The sequence below is a fragment of the Paenibacillus popilliae ATCC 14706 genome (assembly GCF_000315235.1).
In the GTDB taxonomy this organism is placed as follows: Bacteria; Bacillota; Bacilli; order Paenibacillales; family Paenibacillaceae; genus Paenibacillus_B; species Paenibacillus_B popilliae.
In genome coordinates this window covers 1-23,130 of sequence record NZ_BALG01000100.1, presented here as the reverse complement: position 1 = coordinate 23,130, position 23,130 = coordinate 1, and the positions used below count along the sequence as shown (strand labels likewise).

Annotated in this window: 26 protein-coding genes, 3 pseudogenes and 1 riboswitch; of the genes and pseudogenes, 4 read left to right on the top strand and 25 right to left on the bottom strand. The window is 51.8% G+C overall.

What is annotated here, in order from left to right:
• The 15 genes and pseudogenes from PPOP_RS20380 to PPOP_RS08775 all read right to left on the bottom strand — a co-directional run.
• Positions 1-103, bottom strand: a pseudogene (locus tag PPOP_RS20380) (hypothetical protein); the annotation flags it as partial.
• A 123-nt stretch (positions 104-226) separates the two neighbouring features.
• Positions 227-1,180 (bottom strand): ribose-phosphate diphosphokinase, encoded by a 954-nt coding sequence (locus PPOP_RS08840; RefSeq protein WP_006285903.1) that lies wholly within the window; start codon positions 1,178-1,180, stop codon positions 227-229.
• 127 nt (positions 1,181-1,307) lie between these two features.
• Positions 1,308-2,702 (bottom strand): bifunctional UDP-N-acetylglucosamine diphosphorylase/glucosamine-1-phosphate N-acetyltransferase GlmU, encoded by a 1,395-nt coding sequence (gene glmU / locus PPOP_RS08835; RefSeq protein WP_006285902.1) that lies wholly within the window; start codon positions 2,700-2,702, stop codon positions 1,308-1,310.
• A gap of 123 nt (positions 2,703-2,825) precedes the next feature.
• On the bottom strand, positions 2,826-3,110 hold the full coding sequence (gene spoVG, locus PPOP_RS08830; protein ID WP_005545528.1) for a septation regulator SpoVG: 285 nt from the start codon (positions 3,108-3,110) through the stop codon (positions 2,826-2,828).
• Positions 3,111-3,247: 137 nt separating this feature from the next.
• A complete protein-coding gene (locus PPOP_RS08825; protein ID WP_006285900.1) occupies positions 3,248-3,631 on the bottom strand; it encodes a RidA family protein in 384 nt (127 codons plus the stop codon).
• A 69-nt stretch (positions 3,632-3,700) separates the two neighbouring features.
• Positions 3,701-4,534, bottom strand: coding sequence for a pur operon repressor (gene purR / locus PPOP_RS08820; RefSeq protein ID WP_006285899.1), 834 nt, complete (start codon positions 4,532-4,534; stop codon positions 3,701-3,703).
• A gap of 123 nt (positions 4,535-4,657) precedes the next feature.
• Positions 4,658-5,527 carry a 4-(cytidine 5'-diphospho)-2-C-methyl-D-erythritol kinase gene (ispE, locus tag PPOP_RS08815; RefSeq protein WP_006285898.1) on the bottom strand — a complete coding sequence of 290 codons (870 nt, stop codon included), beginning with the start codon at positions 5,525-5,527 and terminating at the stop codon, positions 4,658-4,660.
• Between the two features lie 148 nt (positions 5,528-5,675).
• Positions 5,676-5,858, bottom strand: coding sequence for an alpha/beta-type small acid-soluble spore protein (locus PPOP_RS08810; protein ID WP_006285897.1), 183 nt, complete (start codon positions 5,856-5,858; stop codon positions 5,676-5,678).
• Between the two features lie 179 nt (positions 5,859-6,037).
• The gene (gene veg, locus PPOP_RS08805) at positions 6,038-6,313 is read right to left on the bottom strand and encodes a biofilm formation stimulator Veg (RefSeq protein ID WP_006678203.1); all 276 of its coding nucleotides are present in this window, start codon (positions 6,311-6,313) and stop codon (positions 6,038-6,040) included.
• A 146-nt stretch (positions 6,314-6,459) separates the two neighbouring features.
• The gene (yabG, locus tag PPOP_RS08800; protein WP_006285894.1) at positions 6,460-7,353 is read right to left on the bottom strand and encodes a sporulation peptidase YabG; all 894 of its coding nucleotides are present in this window, start codon (positions 7,351-7,353) and stop codon (positions 6,460-6,462) included.
• 53 nt (positions 7,354-7,406) lie between these two features.
• Positions 7,407-8,321, bottom strand: a complete 915-nt coding sequence (gene rsmA / locus PPOP_RS08795; protein WP_042228066.1) for a 16S rRNA (adenine(1518)-N(6)/adenine(1519)-N(6))-dimethyltransferase RsmA — start codon at positions 8,319-8,321, stop codon at positions 7,407-7,409.
• Complete coding sequence (gene rnmV / locus PPOP_RS08790) at positions 8,302-8,913, bottom strand: ribonuclease M5 (protein ID WP_006285891.1); 612 nt, start codon at positions 8,911-8,913, stop codon at positions 8,302-8,304. The genes rsmA and rnmV overlap by 20 nt, the downstream gene beginning before the upstream one ends.
• 117 nt (positions 8,914-9,030) lie before the next feature.
• Positions 9,031-10,143 carry a 3D domain-containing protein gene (locus tag PPOP_RS08785; protein ID WP_006285889.1) on the bottom strand — a complete coding sequence of 371 codons (1,113 nt, stop codon included), beginning with the start codon at positions 10,141-10,143 and terminating at the stop codon, positions 9,031-9,033.
• 284 nt (positions 10,144-10,427) lie between these two features.
• Positions 10,428-10,633: riboswitch (cyclic di-AMP (ydaO/yuaA leader) on the bottom strand.
• A 205-nt stretch (positions 10,634-10,838) separates the two neighbouring features.
• Positions 10,839-11,606, bottom strand: a complete 768-nt coding sequence (locus tag PPOP_RS08780) for a TatD family hydrolase (RefSeq protein WP_006285888.1) — start codon at positions 11,604-11,606, stop codon at positions 10,839-10,841.
• A gap of 106 nt (positions 11,607-11,712) precedes the next feature.
• Positions 11,713-12,999 (bottom strand): HD domain-containing protein, encoded by a 1,287-nt coding sequence (locus tag PPOP_RS08775; RefSeq protein WP_006285887.1) that lies wholly within the window; start codon positions 12,997-12,999, stop codon positions 11,713-11,715.
• Positions 13,000-13,359: 360 nt separating this feature from the next.
• Here PPOP_RS08775 and PPOP_RS08770 point away from each other — a divergent pair, with 360 nt between their 5' ends.
• Positions 13,360-13,614: an AbrB/MazE/SpoVT family DNA-binding domain-containing protein gene (locus PPOP_RS08770; RefSeq protein WP_006285886.1), complete on the top strand. Its 255-nt coding sequence runs from the start codon at positions 13,360-13,362 to the stop codon at positions 13,612-13,614.
• Positions 13,615-13,847: 233 nt separating this feature from the next.
• Here the strand turns inward: PPOP_RS08770 and rsmI are convergent, their stop codons facing one another.
• The 10 genes from rsmI to PPOP_RS08720 all read right to left on the bottom strand — a co-directional run bounded on the left by rsmI (position 13,848) and on the right by PPOP_RS08720 (position 21,321).
• On the bottom strand, positions 13,848-14,756 hold the full coding sequence (rsmI, locus tag PPOP_RS08765; RefSeq protein ID WP_006285885.1) for a 16S rRNA (cytidine(1402)-2'-O)-methyltransferase: 909 nt from the start codon (positions 14,754-14,756) through the stop codon (positions 13,848-13,850).
• Positions 14,743-15,534: a tRNA1(Val) (adenine(37)-N6)-methyltransferase gene (locus PPOP_RS08760; protein WP_006285884.1), complete on the bottom strand. Its 792-nt coding sequence runs from the start codon at positions 15,532-15,534 to the stop codon at positions 14,743-14,745. The genes rsmI and PPOP_RS08760 overlap by 14 nt, the downstream gene beginning before the upstream one ends.
• A gap of 114 nt (positions 15,535-15,648) precedes the next feature.
• Positions 15,649-16,038, bottom strand: a complete 390-nt coding sequence (locus PPOP_RS08755) for an initiation-control protein YabA (RefSeq protein ID WP_006285883.1) — start codon at positions 16,036-16,038, stop codon at positions 15,649-15,651.
• A gap of 33 nt (positions 16,039-16,071) precedes the next feature.
• The gene (locus PPOP_RS08750) at positions 16,072-16,872 is read right to left on the bottom strand and encodes a PSP1 domain-containing protein (RefSeq protein ID WP_006285882.1); all 801 of its coding nucleotides are present in this window, start codon (positions 16,870-16,872) and stop codon (positions 16,072-16,074) included.
• Positions 16,873-17,853, bottom strand: coding sequence for a DNA polymerase III subunit delta' (holB, locus tag PPOP_RS08745; protein ID WP_006285881.1), 981 nt, complete (start codon positions 17,851-17,853; stop codon positions 16,873-16,875).
• Positions 17,854-17,884: 31 nt separating this feature from the next.
• A complete protein-coding gene (locus tag PPOP_RS08740) occupies positions 17,885-18,328 on the bottom strand; it encodes a YaaR family protein (RefSeq protein ID WP_006285880.1) in 444 nt (147 codons plus the stop codon).
• A 68-nt stretch (positions 18,329-18,396) separates the two neighbouring features.
• Complete coding sequence (locus PPOP_RS08735; RefSeq protein WP_006285879.1) at positions 18,397-18,726, bottom strand: cyclic-di-AMP receptor; 330 nt, start codon at positions 18,724-18,726, stop codon at positions 18,397-18,399.
• A 61-nt stretch (positions 18,727-18,787) separates the two neighbouring features.
• Complete coding sequence (tmk, locus tag PPOP_RS08730; RefSeq protein WP_042228062.1) at positions 18,788-19,453, bottom strand: dTMP kinase; 666 nt, start codon at positions 19,451-19,453, stop codon at positions 18,788-18,790.
• On the bottom strand, positions 19,446-21,017 hold the full coding sequence (locus PPOP_RS08725) for an aminotransferase class I/II-fold pyridoxal phosphate-dependent enzyme (RefSeq protein ID WP_006285877.1): 1,572 nt from the start codon (positions 21,015-21,017) through the stop codon (positions 19,446-19,448). The genes tmk and PPOP_RS08725 overlap by 8 nt, the downstream gene beginning before the upstream one ends.
• A gap of 121 nt (positions 21,018-21,138) precedes the next feature.
• Positions 21,139-21,321, bottom strand: coding sequence for a sigma factor G inhibitor Gin (locus PPOP_RS08720; RefSeq protein ID WP_042228060.1), 183 nt, complete (start codon positions 21,319-21,321; stop codon positions 21,139-21,141).
• A 249-nt stretch (positions 21,322-21,570) separates the two neighbouring features.
• On the opposite strand from PPOP_RS08720, the gene PPOP_RS08715 reads away from it, so the two are divergent.
• From PPOP_RS08715 to PPOP_RS26305, 3 genes and pseudogenes are all read left to right on the top strand, one after another.
• A complete protein-coding gene (locus PPOP_RS08715) occupies positions 21,571-22,092 on the top strand; it encodes a hypothetical protein (RefSeq protein ID WP_042228058.1) in 522 nt (173 codons plus the stop codon).
• Positions 22,093-22,230: 138 nt separating this feature from the next.
• Positions 22,231-22,432: pseudogene (locus tag PPOP_RS25850) on the top strand (transposase); the annotation flags it as partial.
• Positions 22,399-22,897: pseudogene (locus PPOP_RS26305) on the top strand (IS5/IS1182 family transposase); the annotation flags it as partial. The pseudogenes PPOP_RS25850 and PPOP_RS26305, both read left to right, overlap by 34 nt.
• Between the last annotated feature and the right edge of the window lie 233 nt (positions 22,898-23,130).

Below are 23,130 nucleotides of genomic sequence, written 5' to 3'. Positions count from 1 at the left end.
TCGGGGGCCCCCCCCCCAGCCTGTCTATCGCCATGAAGCCGATATTGTGGCGGGTGGACGCGTACTGCATGCCCGGGTTCCCGAGCCCTACAATCCATTTCAAGACGGCTCCTCCTTTATTAATGCCGATAAGGGTTACTTCTCTGACCAATGGTCAAAGATGTAACCCTTACTATTCTGACTCCTTGTGATTATTGCCCCAAGTCACGATACGCGAATGCCATTCTTATTCAATCTCGAACAGCTTGCTGATGGACAATTCTTCATGAACGCGAATAATGGCTTCACCCATTAACGGGGCAACCGACAGCACTTTCAATTTACTGGAAGGATTCTCATGGTCGATTGGAATCGTATCCGCCACAATCACTTCTTTGAATGGTGAATTCTCCAATCGTTCCATCGCTGGGCCGGACAGGACCGGGTGCGTGCAGCAAGCATACACATCCTTCACGCCCGCCTTCACCAACGCGTTAGCGCCGAGGACGATCGTGCCCGCCGTATCGATGATGTCATCGATGATGATCGCTGTCTTGCCTTTGATATCGCCGATAATGTTCATGACCTCGCTCACGTTCGGCTCTGGACGGCGCTTATCGATAATCGCCAGCGGCGCATTCAGGAAGTCGGCCAGCTTGCGCGCACGTACGACACCGCCATGATCCGGCGATACAACAACAATGTTTTCCAATTGCTTGGATCGGAAGTATTGGGCCAGGATAGGCACTCCCAGCAAATGGTCTACCGGGATATCAAAAAATCCTTGAATCTGTGTTGCGTGCAAATCCATCGTAATCACGCGATGTGCGCCTGCCGTCTCAATCAGATTGGCTACCAGCTTCGCTGTAATCGGATCGCGGGAACGGGCCTTCCGATCTTGTCTTGCATAGCCGTAATAAGGAATGACGACATTAATACTCTTGGCTGACGCGCGTTTGAGAGCGTCGACCATGACAAGCAGCTCCATCAAACTGTCGTTCACGGGATCGCATGTCGACTGTACGACATAGACGTCGCAGCCACGAACGCTCTCGGAGAGTTTGATCTGAATCTCGCCATCGCTGAAGCTTGTCGTTACGGCATCTCCCATAGGAATGCCGATGTACTCAGCGATTTGATGCGCCAATTTGGGATTGGAGTTGCAAGTGAATATTTTCAACTTGGAATCACAATACGTCATGATTTTGAATAACCCTCCGTGCCGGTTCTTGTTCATTGAAGTTCTACATTTCCCGTTAATGACAATGCGCGTTCAAGTCTATCAACTTAATGCTACCCTTTACGTAAGCTTAATGCAACTGTTACCATTAGGAGTTCTGCTCTTTTTTTGCCTTTGCACGGGCGCGGATCTTGTCCGCGTAACCCGGCTTATTCGTCTGCCGCTCACGGGCAATGGCGAGATCGCCGGCAGGGATATTATGCGTAATGGTTGAACCGGCGACGACATATGCTCTATCGCCCACCTTGACCGGGGCGATCAGGTTGACATTGCTGCCAATGAATGCGTCGTCTCCGATTTCGGTAACGGATTTATTATGTCCGTCATAGTTAACGGTAATCGCGCCGCAACCAATATTGACATTCTTCCCTACCAACGCATCCCCTATATAGCTTAAATGCGATACCTTAGCATGATCGTCCAGAGAAGCATTCTTAATCTCTACGAAATCGCCGACCTTCACATGCTCCCCCAGCTTGGCGCCGGGACGCAAGTATGCAAATGGCCCGATACTGCAGCTGGTGCCGACGGCCGCCTCCAGCAAGATCGATTGCTTGATATGCACGCGATCACGGATAACCGAATCGGTCACCTCGCTGTTCGGGCCGATCACGCAATCTTCCCCGATGATTGTACGCCCCCGCAGTGTCGTCCCGGGTTCAATAACGGTATCCGTCCCAATCTGGACCTCCGCTTCGATATACGTCTGCGCCGCATCCGTAATCGTCACGCCATTCACCATATGGCGCTTGTTGATCCGTTCCCGCATCAGCCGCTCGGCCTCCGCGAGAGCGCAGCGATCATTGACGCCAATGGACTCGGCTTCATCCGCCGTACAGTACGCTTGTACGATCTCTACTTGCGATTTCAAAATACCGATAACGTCGGTCAAATAATATTCCTGCTGAGCATTCTGGTTCGTAATTTGCTCCAGTGCGGTGAACAGCTTCTCATTATCAAAGCAATACGTGCCCGTATTAATCTCCCGAATGCACCTTTCTTCCGGCGTGCAGTCCTTCTGCTCAACAATTTTCATGACCGAACCGTCTGTTCCACGGACCACGCGGCCGTAACCGGCCGGCTGATCCAGTTCAGCCGTCAAAATCGTTGCCGACGCTTGTGCACCTTCATGAAGCTCCATCAACTGCGCCAGCGTCTCGGAAGTAACTAGCGGAGTATCACCGCAAATGACGAGGGTCGTTCCTTTGTCCCCGTTCAAAAGCGCCTTGGCTTGCTTCACGGCATGTCCTGTCCCAAGCTGCTCCGCTTGAAGCACGAACTCTGCCCGTTCGCCTAGATAGCTTTGAACCGCCTCGGCGCCATGCCCCACAATGACAACGGTACGCTCGCAGTGCACCTGCTCCACCGCATCGAGTACATGGCCCACCATCGGTTTTCCGCACACCGGATGAAGCACTTTATAGAGCTTAGACTTCATACGTTTGCCTTGTCCGGCGGCAAGCACAATGGCTATTCTTTTCAAAGTGTCCAACCTCCTGCTCTCCCTTTAATTCCATAGTAGAATATATCTCATTATGAACAAAAAGAAAAGAGAGCCCCCTATGATTGGCTCCCTTTCTTTGCAACCCCATAATTACCTAGACGCTTACGCGCCTTCTTCAATAACTTCCTCTTCCGTTGCCGCACGCTCGTATTCAGCCAGTACCGCAGCTTGAATTTTCTCGCGTGTTGCAGATGATATCGGATGCGCAATATCGCGGAATTCACCATCCGGCGTCCGTTTACTTGGCATGGCAACGAACATGCCGTTGTTACCATCGATAACGCGAATGTCGTGAACGACAAACTCATTATCAATCGTAATGGAAGCGATTGCTTTCATTCTCCCCTCTGTGTTGACGCGGCGGAGTCTGACATCAGTAATTTGCACGTGTGTTCACCACCTTTTTCCATCAAGACTTGGTGTATAATTCCACACGCGCAACTAAAATCCTTCTTAATTTTGCCACAAAAAGCGCTTTTTTTTGAAATTTTTAACGGCCTTTAACCGTTTCGACATTCTTCGATCTAAATCGTAGCGATTAGTTCGATTTCGACAAGCACATTTTTCGGCAGCCGCGCCACTTCAACGGTGGAGCGAGCCGGCTTATGCGAACCGAAATAAACTTCATAAATGCCGTTAATTTGAGTGAATTGATTCATATCCTTGAGGAACACGGTTGCCTTGAGCACCTTGTCCAAGGAGGTCCCCGCCTCCTCCAGCACAGCCTTCAAATTGTGGAAAACTTGATGGGTCTGCTCCTCGATACCACCCTCCACAAGCTGGCCTTCCGCAGTCAGCGGTATTTGACCAGAGGTAAATACGAGATTGCCCCACTGCACCGCTTGGGAGTAGGGACCTATCGCTGCAGGAGCCTCTTTCGTCGCTACAGGAACTATTTTTTCAGACATGGCGTATCCTCCTTATTGATACATAATGCATGTTCACATAGACCGGTTTTCAACACCGCCTCCGATCCCTTATTTGACTCCATCGAAATAATTACCCGGCTGAACAACAAGCTGTCGTTCGTTTGAGTCCTTCGTTCCGACCCGGACCAGGGAAACATAGTCATGAAGCAACCGTTCTCCCTTCGGAACGTCTTCGGATTCCACCAGGACGCCGACACCAGCTACCATCGCATTGAACTCATACAGCAGCTCGATCATGCCGTGAACCGTTCCGCCCGCGCGCATGAAATCGTCCACGATCAAGACGCGCGAACGCTCCTTCAATGCCCGCCGGGCCAATGTCATCGTATGAATGCTCTTATGCGAGCCGGATACATAATTAATGCTGACGGCCGATCCTTCCGTGACGACATGGTCCCGGCGCACCAGAACCACCGGCAGGTTGAGATGGTCGGCCGTCGCGTAGGCAATAGGGATCCCCTTCGTCTCTACCGTCATGACGACGTCGATCTCGCGCCCTGCGAATGCAGAAGCGAACATACGCCCGATATCATTCATAAGCGCCGGTTGGCCGAGTATATCCGTAATGTAGAAATAACCGCCGGGCAGTACGCGATCAGGCTGCTCCATAACGGTGCATAATTCCTCAATGACCGGTAGAGCCTTGTCCGGACCGCATTTAGGCATGAACTTCACGCCCCCCGCCGCTCCGGCAAGGGTAAGCAGTTCCCCTGTCCCTCCCTCTTCGAACACTTCCTTGATAATCGCCAGATCTTCGCTAATGGACGATTTGGCTGCACCATAGCGTTCAGCGAAGGTCGTGAGTGGAATGAGCGTATGGGGCTTCGTCATCAGGTATTGCGTCATTTCCACCAAGCGGGCGCTGCGCTTCATTTTTTTCATCGTGACTCCTCACTTACAAAAACCGAATATTATAATGTAAATATTACATAAATGTACGTCCATTATCAACAATTATTAATATGTCAAGGCGGCGCTCGTACAAGCGCATCCCGCTTTGCGGCATCAGTTCTCCTGGCGTGAACCGAGCAGGCGTACCGCATATACTTCCTTGCAGAAGCCTCTTAGTCCGTTATAGATCCTCGCTATCTTCGACTCCCTCGACACGAGCCCGAATACGGTAGGCCCGCTGCCGGACATCAGGACGCCGTCTGCGCCCAGCTTCACCATCGCGTCCCTCAGTTGCTGCACCTCGGGATACAGAGGCAGCGTTACGTCCTCCAGCACATTGCCAAGCGATCGGCACACCCCATCGAAGTTATGCCCGTCGATGGCCTGTACCATTTCGGCTAATGAGGGATGTTCCGTGATTCTACCCGCGCGCAAGCGGCTGTAAATATCTGCGGTGGACACATTGATCGGCGGCTTGGCTAGAATCACCCAGCACTGCGGCGGATTCACTATCGGCTGCAGCCGCTCTCCTCTCCCGCTTGCGATGGCCGTTCCTCCGGTAACGCAGAAGGGCACGTCCGAGCCGAGCTCCGCCCCGAGCGCTTGCAACTCCTCATCCGGGATACCGAGGCGCCACAGCCGATTCAGTCCCCGCAGCGCCGCTGCCGCGTCGCTGCTGCCGCCTGCCAATCCGGCGGCCACCGGAATTTTTTTATCCAGGTGAATATATACGCCCTGCTTCACTTCATACCGTTCCTTAATCAGCTTCGCCGCCTGAAATGCCAGGTTCTTCTCATCCAACGGAATGAAGCCTACCTGGCTGGAAATGATAATGGTGTCGCGCAGCAGTTCCTCCATCTCAAGGCGATCCGCCAGATCTACCATGGTCATGACCATCTCTACTTCGTGATAACCGTCGCTGCGCTTTCTCAGCACGTCCAGCAGCAAATTGATTTTGGCCGGTGCTTTCTCGTATACCTTCACTCACGTTCACCCTTCTTTGTCCTACGAATCGCTTAGGTTATTATAACAGACTCTACTGGTCAAGTCATTCGTGCCAGCCAGTGCGCACGCCACAACAAAAAAACGAGCAGGTGAAGTGCACCTGCTCGCTCAGAAAGAAGAGGAAGGATCATGATTTCTTGGCTGCCGCTTGCTCGGCAAGTTGAATGGCACGTTTGACCATATCCCCGGCGTCTTTGGCACGAATAGCACCCCATCCATACTCCTGAACGGTGTCATAGAAGCCCAGATCTTTGGCCAGCTCCGTCTTCAACTCCTCGGACATGAAGCCGCTACGTCTTCTCCGACCCATCGCCATACCTCCTCGCAAGAACCCTTCCGGATTCATGGGTATTGTGCAATTCGCCGCATGCTCCCGTGTATGCGGTATGTCTATAATGTGTATTGATCGCCGGATCGTTATTCGTTCGGGGGTGATCCGAAATACGGAATAACAAAAAGGCAGCCCCGAAGGACTGCCATCCAGTTCGCTCAGCCGCGAACATATTCAATCTTCATCTCGCCGTTCTCGGCGCATACGGTTACTTCGACCGTATCTGTTAAAATATCTGCATAGCTGTAGGATACACGCTTAAATGCGTTCTGATCCTGGTCCAACTTGACAATAAATACCGAAGGGTAGGTCTCTTCTAACACGCCCGTGCGTTCAATTGTCTTACGACGGCCTCCATTCGCACGAAGCATAATCTTCTGCCCTACATGAGCTTCAAGACAGCGTCGAATTTCAAACAGCGCGTTTCTCGCCATTTCAGCCACCACCTCTTTCCTTGTCCATTATAAACAATTCAAGAGGTGTTGTCAAATTAACAAATAAGTATAACAACAATCTTAAATTAATGTCAATGTGTTTTTTCTCCAAATTGTATAATATATGATGAGAATTCGTTTTTTATTCAAATAACGGAGGGTGTAACTTTCAAAGTCGATAACTCTTTCCATTTCGGCATGCCAATCCGGTAGCTTCCTCTTGTCTCAATTCCGCCGAGCCCATCGATTCCCGACATCGTATGGGGCGAGATTTCTCCGATCTTCACCATGTCTTTGACTGGGGTGTAGGAGGCCCTGACCGCTACATAGACCGGATCAAGCGCGTGAATCATAATTCGCCCCGGAGAGCTGGCGAAATTGGCCCCTGCCTGGAGCAGCGCTTCGAAATGGGACTGGCATGCACCTGCTACAATCGCCATCAGATCGAGATGGCGTTCGAACTGTCTGGCAATGTGAACGGCATTGACGAAATTCTGGGAGTTTTTGTAGCTTTGTAAATTGTACAGATCACGCTGCTTCAGTTGCTTGAGCACGCCGTCATGGCCTGTCAGCACCACAATGTCGGGCTGTACTACCGGCAGTAGCCGGTACAGTGAGTCTGCCATGTTCGCCTCCGGTACATAGTGGCCCTCCACAGGTACCCGCAGTTGCCGATAGATTGCCAAGCTTTTCTGTAAATAATTCGGATCTCCGTCCAAGTGTAACACCTTGCCGGGCATTTCGAAATAAGCTGATGAATGGACCGGATCAGCCATTGAAATCTCAGCCTGCTGCCGTTCCGATTCTCTCCTGTTCTTCTCTTCGAGCGCTTCCACCGACTGCAGCATCTTGAAATGCGCCTGGCGTCTCCGGCGCTTGACGGTCGACTCAGGTACCCTCACCAGATCATGAATCGGCGAGTCTGCGATCAGGCGGTAATCCGTGCCTTTAATGATAGCCTTGTCTTGATGGACCGTCTCAACGCGGAACGTAATATCGCCGCCATAGGACTGGCGTACGACTAAATCTCCTTGCCTCATAGGATCGATCACCTCTCTTCGATCATCCTATGGGCAGATGCATCATTTGGTTCTTATTGATTTGACGATACTGCATCCTTCCCACCCTTGAACCGGTCATGAAGCACACTGGTGAAGCGGGCGAATTCTTCAAGCGACAGCGTCTCTCCGCGACGGTTCGGATCAATGTCCGCATCCGCGAATGCCTGGCTCAGCAGTTCCGTTCCCCATGCCGTGCCGTATTTGGCCTTCATATTGTTCCACAAGGTCTTCCTCCGTTGGGCAAACGCCCCCTGGATAACCTCGAACAGGAGCGCTTCGTCTCTCGCCTCGACCGGCGGCTGTTCCCGGATGCGCAGCTTGATAACGGCCGACTCCACATTCGGCTGCGGGATAAAAACAGAGGGAGGTACGATGCACACCAACTGCGGTTCACTGAAATATTGGATCGCCACGCTCAAGCTTCCATAATCCTTCGATCCAGGTTGGGCCGCTATCCGTTCGGCCACTTCCTTCTGAATCATGACGACGATGTTTTTGACCGGGAGCCTTTCCTCCAGCAGCCTCATCAGAATCGGGGTCGTTACGTAGTAGGGCAGATTGGCTACGACACTGACCTTGTCCATGGCCTGGAACTGGTCCCGGAACAGCTCGCCCAGATCGACCTTCAGCACGTCCCCGTGGACAACCCGCACATTCGGGTAGGGCTCCAGCACTTCGCCCAGAATCGGAATGAGGCGCTGATCGATCTCCACAGCCGCTACTTGCCCTGACTGCTGCGCCAACTGCTCCGTCAAGGCTCCGATTCCCGGCCCGATCTCCAACGCGCCTGTCACGCTGTCCAGCTCGGCTGCGTCGACGATGCGCCGCATAATATTCATATCGACCAAAAAATTCTGGCCAAGGCTTTTCTTAAAAGAAAATCCGTGCTTGCGCACAATCTCCTTTGTCCTTGATGGGGTTGCGATATCAATCAAAGGCTTGTTCATTCTGTCGTTCTCCTTCCGTACCTGATACGATATGTGCAGAAGCCCCCGCCTCCTGCTGCTCGTCCAGCCTGGCCAGCGCAGCCTCGAACTCCTCTCGTGAAATCTGGAATATGCGGCACCGCTTAAGCAGTTGCTTTGCATTGCAATATCCGATACCGAGAATCTCCCCCAGCTGGTTCCGACGTTCGGCTGCGCCTGTCTGGATCGTCAAGCCCGCTTCCACAAGATCCGGCCAGACGAGCACTGCGTGGGCCGACGGGATCTCAGTCCTTACTTGGGCCAGCGCCGCACGAACCGCCTCCGGCGATGCGTTCTCTACACCGAGGTCTCCCTTGGCTATCGCCTCATGCCGTGGCAAGAAGGCGTGCTTGCAGCCAGGCACCCGCTCCGCGATCTTCTTCCGAATCCGTTCCCCGGCATGATCTGGATCGGTTAATATAATCACACCCCGGCGCTCCTGTGCCAAGGCGATGCGCCGTATCGTCATCTCGCTGACGGCTGAGCCCCCTGTCTCGATTGTATCGGCCTCCACGGCCCGCTGAATGGCTACGGTATCATCTTTCCCTTCCACGACGATCACTTCTCGAATCACAAGTACTGCTCCTCTCGCTTCCGCTGCTGCTCTACGTAGAAACACAAAAGAAGAGGGAATTCCCTCTTCTTAGCATGACATAAAACGTTGTATCTTACTATATATTATAACGCCGCCCTAATTCAATTCCGGCTTTACCGGACCGATAACATATACGGTGTATCCGTATTTGCGGCCGAATTTGTGGACAGTGCTGCTGCTGTCGAAGTAGATGTCAATGATGTTGCCCTTGACTGCGCCGCCGGTATCTTCTGCGCGGCGGAATCCGATGCCTTCAATGTACACCCACCAGCCGAGCGGAATCACGTCTGGATCGACGGAGATAGTGCGACCTTCGGATACGATAACCCCGGATGCCGTCTTCGACCCTACAGAGCCCTCCTGTTCGGTATAGGCGGTCAATTCCACATTTTTAAGCACTTTTTTATAGTTGAAATCAACGCTTCCGTCAGACTTGCTGCCGCCGCCGGCAGACAGCACAGCGACTTCAGGCTCTGTTTTTGTGCCGTACGCCACGATTTGGTTCACTTGCTTCGTTTTTACCTGTTTATCCACCATTTTAGAGTACACAAGCTTGCCGTCCTCGTAAACTTTCTCGATCTTCTGAATGACCAGCCCTGCCTGGCCTTTTTGCAAGGTCTTTGTCTTGCCCTTCATCAAGGTCGGATCGGCTTTTTTTACCGTCCGGAACGGAACGGTTACTTTTCGCTCCTCCACATTTTTGTGGACGTCGATAATCCGGATATGCATATTTTCCGATACAGCGGTCTTTTTTTCAGGGATGACCTTATCCTCCGGTTTAGCGGGTATATTCAATTCGATCAGTGCTTCGCTAACCGATTTCTTTGTCGTGTAGTGCGTTTCTTTCTTACCGCCCATCATAATATTCACCGGCATGGCGCGCTCGATGATGACCCAATCACCATCGGCGATTTCCGAATCCAAAGGCTTCGATATCACATCATGAGCCCCAACGGCTATCGCGTGCTCATCCAAAACATCGCGCAGCAGTGATTCCCGGGTTACTAAAGCTTCTTCTCGTCCATCCACATAGACAGACAGCGTCTTCTTGGACGCGCTGTATTGAAATAATACGGCTATCAAGGTAATTACAAGCACCATAACGGCGATGACAGAGACAATACGAGCATTTTCATGCTTCCATCGCATTGCGAGCGACATGCTGGATGATCGGGGTTCATGGGTTTCGTCCTGAACGAGCTTTCCCACTTCTCGGTCCTCCTTACATAGTCCCGCCGTCGAGTGTTACGCATGATTTTTGGCTGACGCGACTATTTGAAGAATGTTACGAAGCAACCTTACGGTTCCTTCGCACCAACACCAGTAACGGTTGTTCCTCACCTCCTGTTTCTTACACCTATGACATCTTTCTTTTCTTTATTCAAAATAAAAGAAGATTTCAAGAAAAAAACAAAAGAAGCCTAGTGGAAGAGGCAACTCTTGAACATGGCTTCTCATTGAAACCCAAACGTCATCAGTTAAGGACGCACGAGGACCCCTCTCTCCGTACGCTGACGAGGTTAGCTGTCGGGTTCGGGCTGCGAGAGTCGCCCTGTCGCTGCGAACCGGCTCATGGCTCGGCTGCACCGAATTCACCCCAAGGAATCAATCCACGCGTTCAGCCATGCAATAGCTGCACCGCCAACACGCCATTTGGTTCCCCCGCTCTCCGCTCAAGGAGATTAAGCGATACTGGTTGGTTGGAACAATATTCAAGTTTTCGTTTCGAACATCTGTGAGAAATCATATCGTGTTTGTAATCACCTTGTAAAGACAGTATCAATTCCGTTTTGAGCGAAAAAGGGTTAAAAAAAAGTAACAATTTTGCATTTTCTCAATAGAATCCACTTATTTGGTGGTCTACATCTTTATTTCATCGGTTTTTCATCGATTTTCATCACATGTCAAAACATGTCAAAACATGTCAACGCATTTTCAGTCGTTATTCTGCAAATTTCTTCAAATTCCATTCCCTTTAATTCGGCTACCGCTTCGGCAACGAGACGAACATAAGCAGACTCGTTTCGTTTTCCTCGAAATGGATGAGGCGTTAGATATGGGGAATCCGTCTCGATCAGCAATCGGTCATCCGGTATGTGGACGAGTACTTCCTTTGGCTGCTTCGCGTTTTTGAATGTAATCGGTCCGCCAAATGAAATATAAAATCCCATGTCAAGGCACATTTTAGCCGTTTCCCAGCTTCCGGAGAACGAGTGCATGATGCCGCCCACCTCGCTAGCCCTCTCTTCACGCAAAATCCGGACGACATCCTCATGGGCGTCGCGGTTATGAATAATAATCGGCAGCTTCAGCTCGCGCGCAAGCCCAATCTGTTCTCGGAACACGCGCTGCTGCACATCCTTAGGAGACGTGTCCCAATGGTAGTCCAGCCCAATCTCCCCGATGGCAACTACCTTTTCATGCTGTGTCAGATCGGCAATCCACTGCATATCCTCGGGCTTCATCGTGATAGCATCGGTTGGATGCCAGCCCACGGCGGCGTAAATAAATTTGTATTTCTCCACCAATGCCACCGTCGTCAGGATTGTCTCTCGGTTGAACCCGATGTTCACCATTCTCGTGACTCCATGCTCGAAGGCGCGGGCGATGATCTCTTCCCGGTCGGCGTCAAATGCTGCATTATCTAAATGGGTATGCGTATCAAATAACATCGAAGTCACTCCTTCATGATGATTGGTATACTTATCTTACCGAATGAACGCGGCTTGCTGCCATTTGGCCGCCCCCGCCTTCCATAGATGAAGAGACGGCCAGCCGTTATCCGTTCTCGCCGGGCAGGAACATTTGCCGCACATCGGCAGGAAGCGCATGCTGGACCGCTTCCAGCTTGTCCTTCGGAAAGTAAATATAGTGCTTCCCTTTCCGGATACCGCTGATCGATTGGACAATATCCGATTTCTTCGATAACTCCATCACGCGGCCACATGGATCAAGCAGCAAAATATGCTGCTGCGTCGGCTCATCGCCTGCCCGGTACACATCGTACGGATTGTCCGAAGGCGAATCGAACATCAAGTCGTACTCCGGATCCAGTCCCGCTTCTGTCCATATTTGGGACAGTCGGCACTCAGACGCTTTGACCAACTGATCCGCCTCCATATATTTGTATAATTTACGCTCCATAAACCACTCGCACAGGTCGGCCAACCGCTCATCCTTCTCCAGGCGCCACTGCATGAACGTCGTCTGTACCAGCGCTTCATCCAGCTTCAAATAATCCGAAGTCCCAATCGTCCCCTCAAACAGCGAGATAAGCGGCGGCAAAAAAAACTGAAAAGCAAACCCTTCCCGGTACAACTCTGCTGCTCGCTTGAAAATATGGCGTAGCAGCATCTCGGAGCTGCGGGTCACCGGATGGAAGTATACCTGCCAGTACATCTCATAACGGGAGAGTAAGTAATGCTCCACCGCATGCATTCCGCTCTCCTTCACGACGATGCGATCCTTGTGCGGCCGCAGAAGCCTCAATATTCTATCGAGGTCGAAGGTGCCGTAATTGACGCCGGTGAAATAGGCATCCCGCAGCAAATAATCCATCCGATCGGCATCGAGCGGTCCGGATACAAGATTGACGACAATCGGGGATGCATACGATTTGCGAATGACGGACGCGACCTTCTCAGGAAACCCGGGATCGATTCTAGCCAGCACGCGGTGGATCTCGGTATCTCCCAATATAAGGCGGCAGGTCCAATCCTCGTGGAACATGCCGAAGGCCTCTTCGATCGAATGGGAAAACGGGCCGTGTCCCACATCATGCAGCAAGGCGGCGCACAGGGTAAGCAGCCCCTCTTCTTCAGGCCAATCCGCATACCGGTTCCGTTCGAATTGAGAAATGATCCGGCGCGTAATCTCATATACGCCAAGCGAATGGGAGAAGCGGCTATGCTCCGCCCCATGGAACGTGAAATAGGAAGTCCCCAACTGGCGGATCCGACGCAGCCGTTGAAATTCGCTCGTATTGATCAGATCCCATATTGTTCGATCCTGAACATGCACATAATTATGAACCGGATCCTTGAACACTTTTTCTTCTTGCAGCATCAGGTATCCCTCCTTGATTTCATGTGACGGATGCAGCGTAATCCGTTACGGGTGCAGCAATCGACTATAAAATGACACCCATTCCATTTCGACAGCATTTTCACATTTGGCGGAGTTGTCGAAAAACGATGGAGGCGTAGCCCCTAATGGAAATTGGATAACATATAATACCATAAAATTATAAAAACGGGAATAGATACATTGAAATCAGATAAAAGAATAATAAAAACCATAAATTAGCATAAAAAATATCCATTTTATCGGTTGACTAATATGGGAATGGTTGGTACGATAATAAACAGTCAAGCAGAAAATTGTCGAATCATGACACAATATGTAATTAAGAGGAGAGCGTTGAATATGATGAAGTCCACTGGTATTGTTCGTAAAGTTGATGAACTGGGTCGTGTCGTTATTCCAATCGAGCTTCGCCGCACCTTGGGTATTGGTGAAAAAGATGCGCTGGAGATTTACGTAGATGGAGAGCGCATCATGCTCAAAAAATATGAACCTGCCTGCATCTTCTGCGGTAATGCAGAGAACGTTACCTACTTCAAAGGAAAAATTATTTGCCACGAATGTATATCAGAAATCCCTCAACCTGTGACAAAATAAAAAAAATAGGTTATAATAGTACTAATCAACTTGTTAATTCTAACCTTTTTCATATCTTCCTTGGTGCCTTCATGGTTCAGAACCCGACCATGAAGGCCTTTTTTTTGCCTTGTATAGGATGTTCAAAACGTCCGCTTTTGATCACGACGTGATGTAGGGAGTGTCTCGGAAGCAGCTCTACCTTAAGGCCCCGGCTTCCGAACCCTCCGGCCCATCTGAATGATCCGGAATCATCATTTGTCATCTTCCTCCCGCTTCTCCTGCAGCAGCGCTTCATAGATATCCCGTTTCGAGACGCCTCTATCCTTGGCCGCTTGCTTCATGGCCTCTTTACGGGCTATCCCCTGCTCCTTATAATGCGCCACATGCTCCTGCTCACTCAGCTCACTCCACCAGATGGTGTCCGCCCCTGCCCCCGCTCCGCTTCCGCCGCCTTCCACGACGATACAATACTCTCCGAGCGGAGGCTTCTCCTTAAGGAAGGCCAGACAATCCGCAATCGTCCCGCGCACGAAATGCTCGTACCGCTTTGTCAGCTCGCGCGCCAGCGTGACGCGACGCCCGGAACCGAATGCTTCGGCCATCCGTTCCAGCGTCTTCCCCACCCGATGCGGCGATTCATAAAAAAGCAATGTGCCCGCCTCCGCCGCCGAGGAAGCTAGAATGTCGGCTGCCCGCTTCTTCTCCCGGGGCAAAAACCCGAGGAAGGTGAACCGGTTCGTCGGCTGCCCGGAAGCGATAAGCGCGGACAACGCCGCATTCGGACCGGGGATCGGGATGACCGGCAGTTCCGCTTCGATCGCCATCGCCGCCAGATCGGCGCCCGGGTCGGATATGGCCGGAAGCCCGGCGTCGCTCACGAGGGCGATACGCTTCCCCTCCTGCATCAACCGAATCAGTTCCGGACCGCTGGCCTGCTTATTGTGCTCATGATAGCTGTATAATGTCTTGCCTTGAATCTCGAAGTGACTGAGCAGCTTGCGCGTCTCGCGCGTATCCTCCGCCGCGATGATATCCGCCTCCCGGAGCATCCGCACGGCCCGGTACGTCATATCCTCCAAATTGCCAATCGGAGTGCCGACGAGATAGAGCCGGCCGCCTTCATCCTGTCCCTCATAGCTGAATTGCTCATTGATCTCCATGTGACCCATCCTTCAATTGCGGCGACTCGCCGTAATAGATATCCATTAGTTCCTGGCAATACGTATTTCCTTCATTATAAACGATTAACGGCGGGAGAATACGCACGTCTGGCTTGCCATCCCGTACCGCTTCAATCAGCACCATATTCGCTTCCGTTCCGATGCGCGGATGCACGAGACGAATGCGCTTCGGCTCGACCCGGTATGCCCGCATCAAAGCGATAATATCACCCAGCCGGGAGGCGCGATGTACCATTGCCAGCTTGCCGCCCGTTCTCAACCAACGGGCCGACCGCACGATCACGTCCTCCAGCGTACATGCCAGCTCGTGGCGAGCGAGCGCCTGATGCTCGCTCAGCTTCGGCTCTCCAGCCTGCAGCGGCATATACGGCGGATTCACCGTAATCAGTTCATAGAACGGACGGTCCGCATCCGGTTCGAACTCCTTCAGATCCCCTTCGTGAATTCGGACGCGCCCCTCCAGCCCGTTCAGGGCAACGCTGCGGCAAGCCATGTCCGCCAAGCGCGGCTGGATCTCCAGCCCTTCGATTACGGCTCTTGTCCGTGTCGAGAGCAGTAGCGGAATGGCCCCGTTGCCGGTGCACAGATCCATAATTCGACCCTTGGCAGGAACCGTGGCGAAACGCGCCAGCAGAACGGCATCCATCGAGAAGCTGAATACCTCCGGGCTCTGAATGATGCGAAGCTCGTGGGTTAGCAGGTCATCAATCCGCTCCGAAGACTGCAGGATGACGCTCTCCTTACCATGTCCCTTCATTTTATATCGGAAACTCCTTCCTGTCTCATGTCATTATATCGCCTGTCCGATGCAGCCTGGATATGAAGAAAAGCCGTAGGCAGGAATCCGATTCCCTATCACCTACGGCCCTTGCTATTTATTTAGGAAGGACAGACAAAACAAGCAGTCGCCTTCCGTTCGTAAATGCCCATAATAGACATTGCAAATATGGAAGCCTTCATGATACAGCCGCGCCAAATTGTCGTATCCTTCGCCTACCACATTCCCCTGCTCTTCCCCTTCGGCCTTCCGGGCATCCGCCGCGGGTGCGGATGCTCCTTCTGCTTCGACGATGGATTCCAACTGCTGTTCCTGATGCTCCTGATGGAGCAATTGGCGCAGCCGCTGGTTCTCCATGCGAAGGCGTTGATTCTCTTCCAGCAGTTCCTTGACGACGTATTTCAGCACACCCAGCTCTTGATGAAGGTCTCCCATATGCGTTTCCATTTCATGAATTTGCGCAAAAATGTCTTTCTTCTCCAAGTTCCCACCCCAGAGCGTGAAAAATACGCTTCTTTATTTCACTACGACGTCGTCAAAAGGAAACTCCTTCACTTTGTTGGTATCCACCAATTGAATGTGAACCTTCCGTTCACCGGCATTCAGGCCGACGACCTTGCCTTCGCCGATCGAAGTGACTACCCATTTCCCTACCGCCGGAAGCTCTTCCTTGACGCTCTCATAATTATCATGCTCGTATTTCAAGCAGCACATAAGCCGGCCGCACAGACCGGAAATTTTGGTAGGATTTAACGATAAATTCTGATCTTTGGCCATCTTAATGGAGACCGGCTCGAAATCGCCGAGCCAGGACGAACAGCATAAGACCCGGCCACACGGGCCGATGCCGCCAAGCATCTTCGCTTCATCCCGCACTCCAATCTGCCGCAGCTCGATCCGGGTCCGGAATACGCTCGCCAGGTCTTTGACCAACTCGCGGAAATCGACTCGTCCTTCGGCCGTGAAATAGAAAATAATTTTGTTCCTATCAAATGTATATTCGACATCAACCAGCTTCATCTTCAACTGATGAGCCCGTATCTTGTCCATGCAAGTCGTGAAGGCATCCTTCGCCGCCTGCCGGTTCGAATCCACCAGCGTAGCGTCGGCCTCGTTGGCAATGCGGATAACCTTCTTCAAGGGAAGTACGACATCATTCTCACCAACCGTCTTCGGGCCGATGACGACTTTGCCGTATTCAATTCCCCGCGCCGTCTCGACGATAACGTGCTCATCCAGTTGAACCGGCCATTCCACCGGATCGAAGTAATATATTTTGCCCGCTCTCTTGAAGCGGACGCCGACCACGTTATACAATCATGTACCTCCTTGCACTCCAACCAGAAACTGTTCAAATGCAAGCTGCGGACTGACATTGGCGCGTACTCGCTTCTGCGCTTCTGCTACCGCAGCCATGCATCGGATCCATCCCTGCGCCGACTTCGACCAGGCTATTCTTCCTATTGCATCCATCTGATCGCAAAAGACGAGGTTCTCCTGTCGGTTGAATTGATAATTCAGCATATCACGAAACCAGAGGTGGAACAGACGGAACAACATGTCCGTATGTTCTCCAAGCTCGGTCTTGAACACCTTCTGTTGTGCCATTAGAAGTGCGGAAGAAAATTGTGTTCCACACTCCTTTCCTAATTGTAACATTACGTTTCTTAGTTCTGCAAACCAATTCTGTTGGCACAGTTCCCTGCCTTCCCCTATTCCGTTGACGAGATGAACCGCCGCCCGGGCCAGCAAAGCAGAGCAGCCCTCCTCAACCAATGCCGTGTAGATGATCTGAGGATCCAGCGGGGTAAAAGGCACCCATTGCGAGCGCGATTGAATCGTAGGCAGCATCGCTTGTCCATTGTTCGTAATCAAGATCGCGACGATCGGGCTCATCGGTTCTTCCAAAAATTTGAGCAGGCTGTTGGCCGCCTGCACGGTCAGCGTCTCCGCCTGCTTCACAATATACACTTTGCGGCCTTCTGCATGCGTGCGATATGAAAACTCCCGCTGCAGTTCCCGAACCTGATCGATTTTGGTACTCTGTCCTTCGGGTGAAATCACATGCACATTCGGGTGGTTGCCATGCTGGATCTTGCGGCATGACAAGCATTCATCGCAAGCGTCATCCGTTGCGTTCTCGCAGAACAGCGCCTTCGTAAAGGTGGTTGCCGTCTGCAGCCGCCCCGTTCCCTTCGGCCCACTGAACAAATACGCATGCGAGACTTTACCCGAACGCAGGCCGTTCTGTAATAGGATCTTCGCCCGTTCCTGTCCGATTATTTGTTGAAACGACATCACTTGTGGTCCTTCCATTCCTGAATGGCTGTCAAAAGGTTAAATTGATCAGCATGCCGCGAATTTCTCCGACCCTTTGCAGCAATTCGATTTTGCCTTGTTCCGTCTCCAACAGTTCCTCCGCCAGAGCAACCAACGCCTCATCGATCTCCTCGACCAGCTTGTAGCGCTTATTGCGACCCTGGCGATCCCATCCCCGCGAGTCGCGCAGCGTGATGCCCCGGCGGACCGTATCTTCTAAGAACCGCTTCACCAGATTCCGGTATTGCCGAAGTTCCCTGACGGTCATTGACTTCGCTAGTCGTTCTCCTTGACGATAAATATCCTGCAGGCGCCGCTGCAATTCGCCTCTGCCCGCTTGGCCGTCCTGCTGCTGCATTATATCCGCAAATGATTTCTGCTGAATGGGCTTCGCTACTGTTTCCCCTAGGCGCACATCTTGGCCAAGGGGCCGGAACCCTGGATTAATCTTCATTTGTTATCCACCTGCATTCTATCATGCTCTAAATTGAGTGTTCAAAGCCAACTTGGTAAATGACCTCTCTAAAATTGTTCGAACCGATCCACAGGCATTACGAAAACTGTCGCACCGCCAACTTGCACTTCCACCGGAAGCGGCATATAGGAATCCGTCGTTCCGCTAAGCGGGGTAACCGGCGTCACCAATTGATCACGCACCTTACAATTGTTACGGATGACATTCAGAACCGTGCTGACTTGATCATCATTGATACCGATCATAAAGGTTGTATTGCCTGCCCGCAGAAATCCCCCCGTACTGGCCAGCTTGGTGGCACGGAAATTCTCTTTCACCAGCGCGCTGGACAACCGATTGCTGTCTTTGTCCTGAACAATCGCCACAATCATCTTCATACCTATCATCCTCCTTGTGATTGGTTGAACTCGCTTTACCCAAGAATGAGAATATGGTTATTTATTTACACATGCGAGGCCCGAAATCCTGCGTTCGCTCAGATAAAATGTCGAATATTTGCTCCTGAATTACCGTTTTCGGGTGCGAGGCATCCACGCAGACGATTCGGTCGGGATATTGCCGGGCGAGCCGTTCATAGCCCTGCCGGACCGCCTTATGGAATGCCAGCTGTTCCGTGTCCAGCCGGTTCACTTCACGGCAACGGTTCGATCGGATGCGTTCCAGTCCTTCTTCCGGATCAATATCGAACCAGATCGTAATATCCGGCATCGCGTAATGTACGGCGAAGCGGTTAATGTCCCACACCTCTTCCATACCAATCCCCCGTGCATAGCCTTGGTAAGCAAGACTGCTGTCGACGAACCGGTCGCACAGCACGATGGATCCCCGTTGGAGTGCTGGCTCGATCCGCTCTACCAAATGCTGACGCCGGGCAGCCGCATAGAGCAGCGCTTCCGTTCGCGGGTCCATGCTGACATGCGCAGGATCGAGAATCAGGCTGCGAATCTGTTCGGAAATCACGATGCCGCCCGGTTCCCGCGTCATGACCACGTCGAGCCCGCGTTCCTCAAGCCGCTGCGCTAACTTGTGCATCGCGGTCGTCTTCCCGGCTCCTTCCCCTCCTTCCATCGTAATGAACCACCCTGGCCAATCGCTTCTATTCATACTGTGTCTCCTCTTCCGCGCCGTTAATCTCATTCGCAAATATTTGTATCGTCTGAAGCGTTGGATCCCCGGCTCCGTGACATTTCCCCCCGGCTCCAGCCAGCCGCTCAAGCTGCCGGACAACTGCCTCAGTCACGCGTTCGCCACGGTAGAGCAGCGGTATCCCTGGCGGATAGGGAGTTACCGTCTCGGCCGCAATCCCGCCGACTGCGGCGCTTGCCGGTACCCGCACCGTCTTCTCCTGAGGCGCATCGTACATCGAGAACGGCACTGGCTCGGAGCAACTGGCCCCAGCAGTATTCTCGATCATGTCATTCTCCTGCATCGTATTATATGTAGGCGCATCGCCAATGGTCATCGCTAGCACTTCTAGAGCTTGGGCCAGCCGTTCCGCGTCGACCATCGACGTGCTCAAGCTGAGCGCCGCCACCACGTACCGGGGATCGGCCATCTCGGCCACGCAGCCATGGGCGGACAGCTTGTCCAGCAACTCGTAGCCGCTGAGCCGGTCATACCGATCACGAAGGACGATTTTAAAAGGATCTTGATAATGATATGCTGTCAAGCTTCCCGGTTCCTCTATCAGTTGGAACGCCGGTATCGCCTGAATTCGCTCGCGTAGCCAGCGCGCAGCCTCCAGCCCGAGCTCCAAGGCGGCTGCTCCATGCCGGTCTAGCCAGTAACGGCTTAAATCGAGCGAAGCCATCAATGGATACGAAGGGCTGGAGCTCTGCAACATCGTTAACCCCTGCTTCAGCCTGTTCCGATCGAGACGAGGCCCCTGCACATGCAGCATGGCGCTCATCGTCATCCCGCCCAGCATCTTATGCGTCGACTGGACGACCCCATCCGCTCCCATCGAGAGGGCGGAAGGGGGGACGGACGGATGAAATCCGAAATGCGCCCCATGCGCCTCGTCCACGAGCAAAGGAATGCCATGGTCATGGACAAGGCGGGCCATCTCACTTATATCGGTACCTATTCCATAATAATTAGGGTTCGTTATCATGACAGCCTTGGCCTGCGGATAGCGGTTCAGCGCCTCGCTTACCGTCTCTACACCCGGCACAGCCGCCAGTCCGCTTACAGGGTCAGTCCGCGGAGTTAGGAATACCGCCATCGCCCCCACTAGCATCAGGCCGTGTAAAATCGATTTATGGACATTGCGCTGTACGATGATGAGATCGCCTGGTCGGGTACAGCTACTCAAGAGAAGCCCCATATTGCCCACTGTGCTTCCGCCTATAAGAAAATGCGTCTCTTCGGCACCGAAGCAGCGGGCCGCCAGACGCTGCGCTTCCGCGATCGGACCGGTAGGGTGATGCAGATCGTCCGTCCCCTCCACTTCAGTCGTGTCCATGGCGAGCAGCGAGGCCATGCTGCGCAACAGCTCGTTGCCCGGGTACGGCCATTCGTCCGCCATCCGGCGATACATTTCGCCATCCTTATGCCCCGGAACATGGAAGGAGGCCGAACGGCGCTCCATATAGTCTAGCATCGCGCCAACCAACGGCGCCTGCTGATAAATGTGACGTGAAAAGGATTCTTCTCCGTTATATGCCATGAAGTCTGCCCCTTCTTGTTCTTATTCCTTCATTGTATCGTAAATCGGGCAGCGCTTCATCATCCTGCGGGGAAACGACAAAAAAGAGCCTAAAAAGATTCAGGCTCCCTTGTCTGCTACCTTATACATTCATGTGCACCCATAACCGTTTTAACCGATGAATAAAAAAAGGATATTTCCGGTCCTGCACGTCGGTCTTCACCATTTCCTGTTCGCAGGAGGTGCAAATAAATTGATTTACAACCACGATGCCGTCCTCTGTTGCTTCACCGCAAATGATGCAGTGGGTCTCCTGATGTTCCATGGCCATCCCACCTTCTATAATTTTATCGTTAGTATGCCCCGGACTCTTAAAGTTATACCAGTTTCATAGTTCATTTCACATATTTATATATGTATGAGGAATGGCCGCATTTCGTGTAGGTATGGCCTGTACCTCTTTTGCTGCTTCAAATCTGCCCTCGATCCCCACTCTCTTCTACATTTTCATAGATCAAATTCCGATATATATCGTATTCCTCAATTCGTGACGCAACCAAAAGGAGGAGCTTCCTTGAGCAGTAGTGAGCGCACCTTTTACAATTATCAGCTCCTAAAGCGGATTCGGTTCCATCGGGTATTTACGTACATGTACCTGCTGTTCGGTGCGGCCGCGCTGACGGCATCGATAGGAATGAGCGGTCTATGGGGAGTCGCCTATATCGGCGCTTCGTGGGTCGTTATCGCCTGGATTCATTATGTAATCGCGCGTTCTATCTTCGTGATGGACCGGTATACATTCAAAAAGCGATGGATATGGAGATTCAATCTCCCCTGGATCGGCTTCCTACCGCAGGATCAACAATTTGTCAGTCTCCGTTACTGGAGAAAAATACTATGGCATACAACGCTCATCTCTTTGCTTATCCTGTTGATGATGATGCCCTGGCTACCGCTCGGCCTGACCTTACAGTTGTTCTTCTGGCACCTGTGGACGATAGCGCCGCGCCTCTACGCCACCTTCACCGCTCAATCGGCAAGCAAGGATGGGCTCATCAAGCTGCCTGCCGGAGAGATGTCCGTATATAAAGCATAATATACGAAAACACCCCTAATTTAAGAAGCCACTGAAAAAGTTCCGTTAATTAGAGAAAGGTACAGTCACTCATGAAAAATGAGGAGATTGTACCTTTTTTTGTATAATTGAAGCATTACATGTGAGCGGGTGAATCCAATGATACAACAACAGACGCTGATCGTGAGTCCATATATCGATCTTTATAAACATGATTATTCCCAAGGATAATATGCTTCGTCAAATTAATGAACTTGTTGACTTTTCTTTTGTGTATGAAGAATTGAAAGAGCGTTACTTTTTAGATAACGGCAGAAATGCGATTGATCCGATTCGAATGTTGACGTGCTTGAAACGGAAGGAGACGTTTGCGAGCTTCTAAAAATAAAAGAACCGCTCAATCTGCTCAAAGAAACAGTAGCAGATGACCTTGAATAGTTACGAATTTCAGAGGATCAAGATGCAAAAATCGGCCACAAGAGCGCGGATACATCGTTCTTTGGTTGCCATGACCGAGGAACGGATGATTACAGTAGCCGTTGTTACAACGGGCGAGAAGAACGACGGTAAGCAACTTCAGAAGCTAATTGAAAAAAGCATGCGGCCGGTATGGAAGTCAAAACGGTCATTGGGACACAGCTTACTCCGAAAAAGATAACAGAGTATTAAATCTGGCGAGCACACCGAACAAATGGCGTTCCAGGAAAGCGAGTACTTTAAGGAAAAGGCCAAGGAACGCTATAAGATTGAAGCAAAGAACAGCGAACTCAAACACAGGCACGGTTATGACGTAGTGTCATCTTCGGGTCTTGTTGGCATGGAGTAAGAGACTCGTCGTAAAAGAGCTCATAAAGCCCTCCCTGAACATCCAAAGACGACCCTATCCCACAAAATTGGGATAAGGGCCGTCTTTTTTCGTGCACTTTTCTGTTATTCCGTCAAAACCACAAGTTCTTCAGTAGCCTCGACGAAAGTCAGTGGTCTCTGTCTGCTTGGCAGCGTCCTACTCTCCCAGGACCCTGCGGTCCAAGTACCATCGGCGCTGGAGGGCTTAACGGT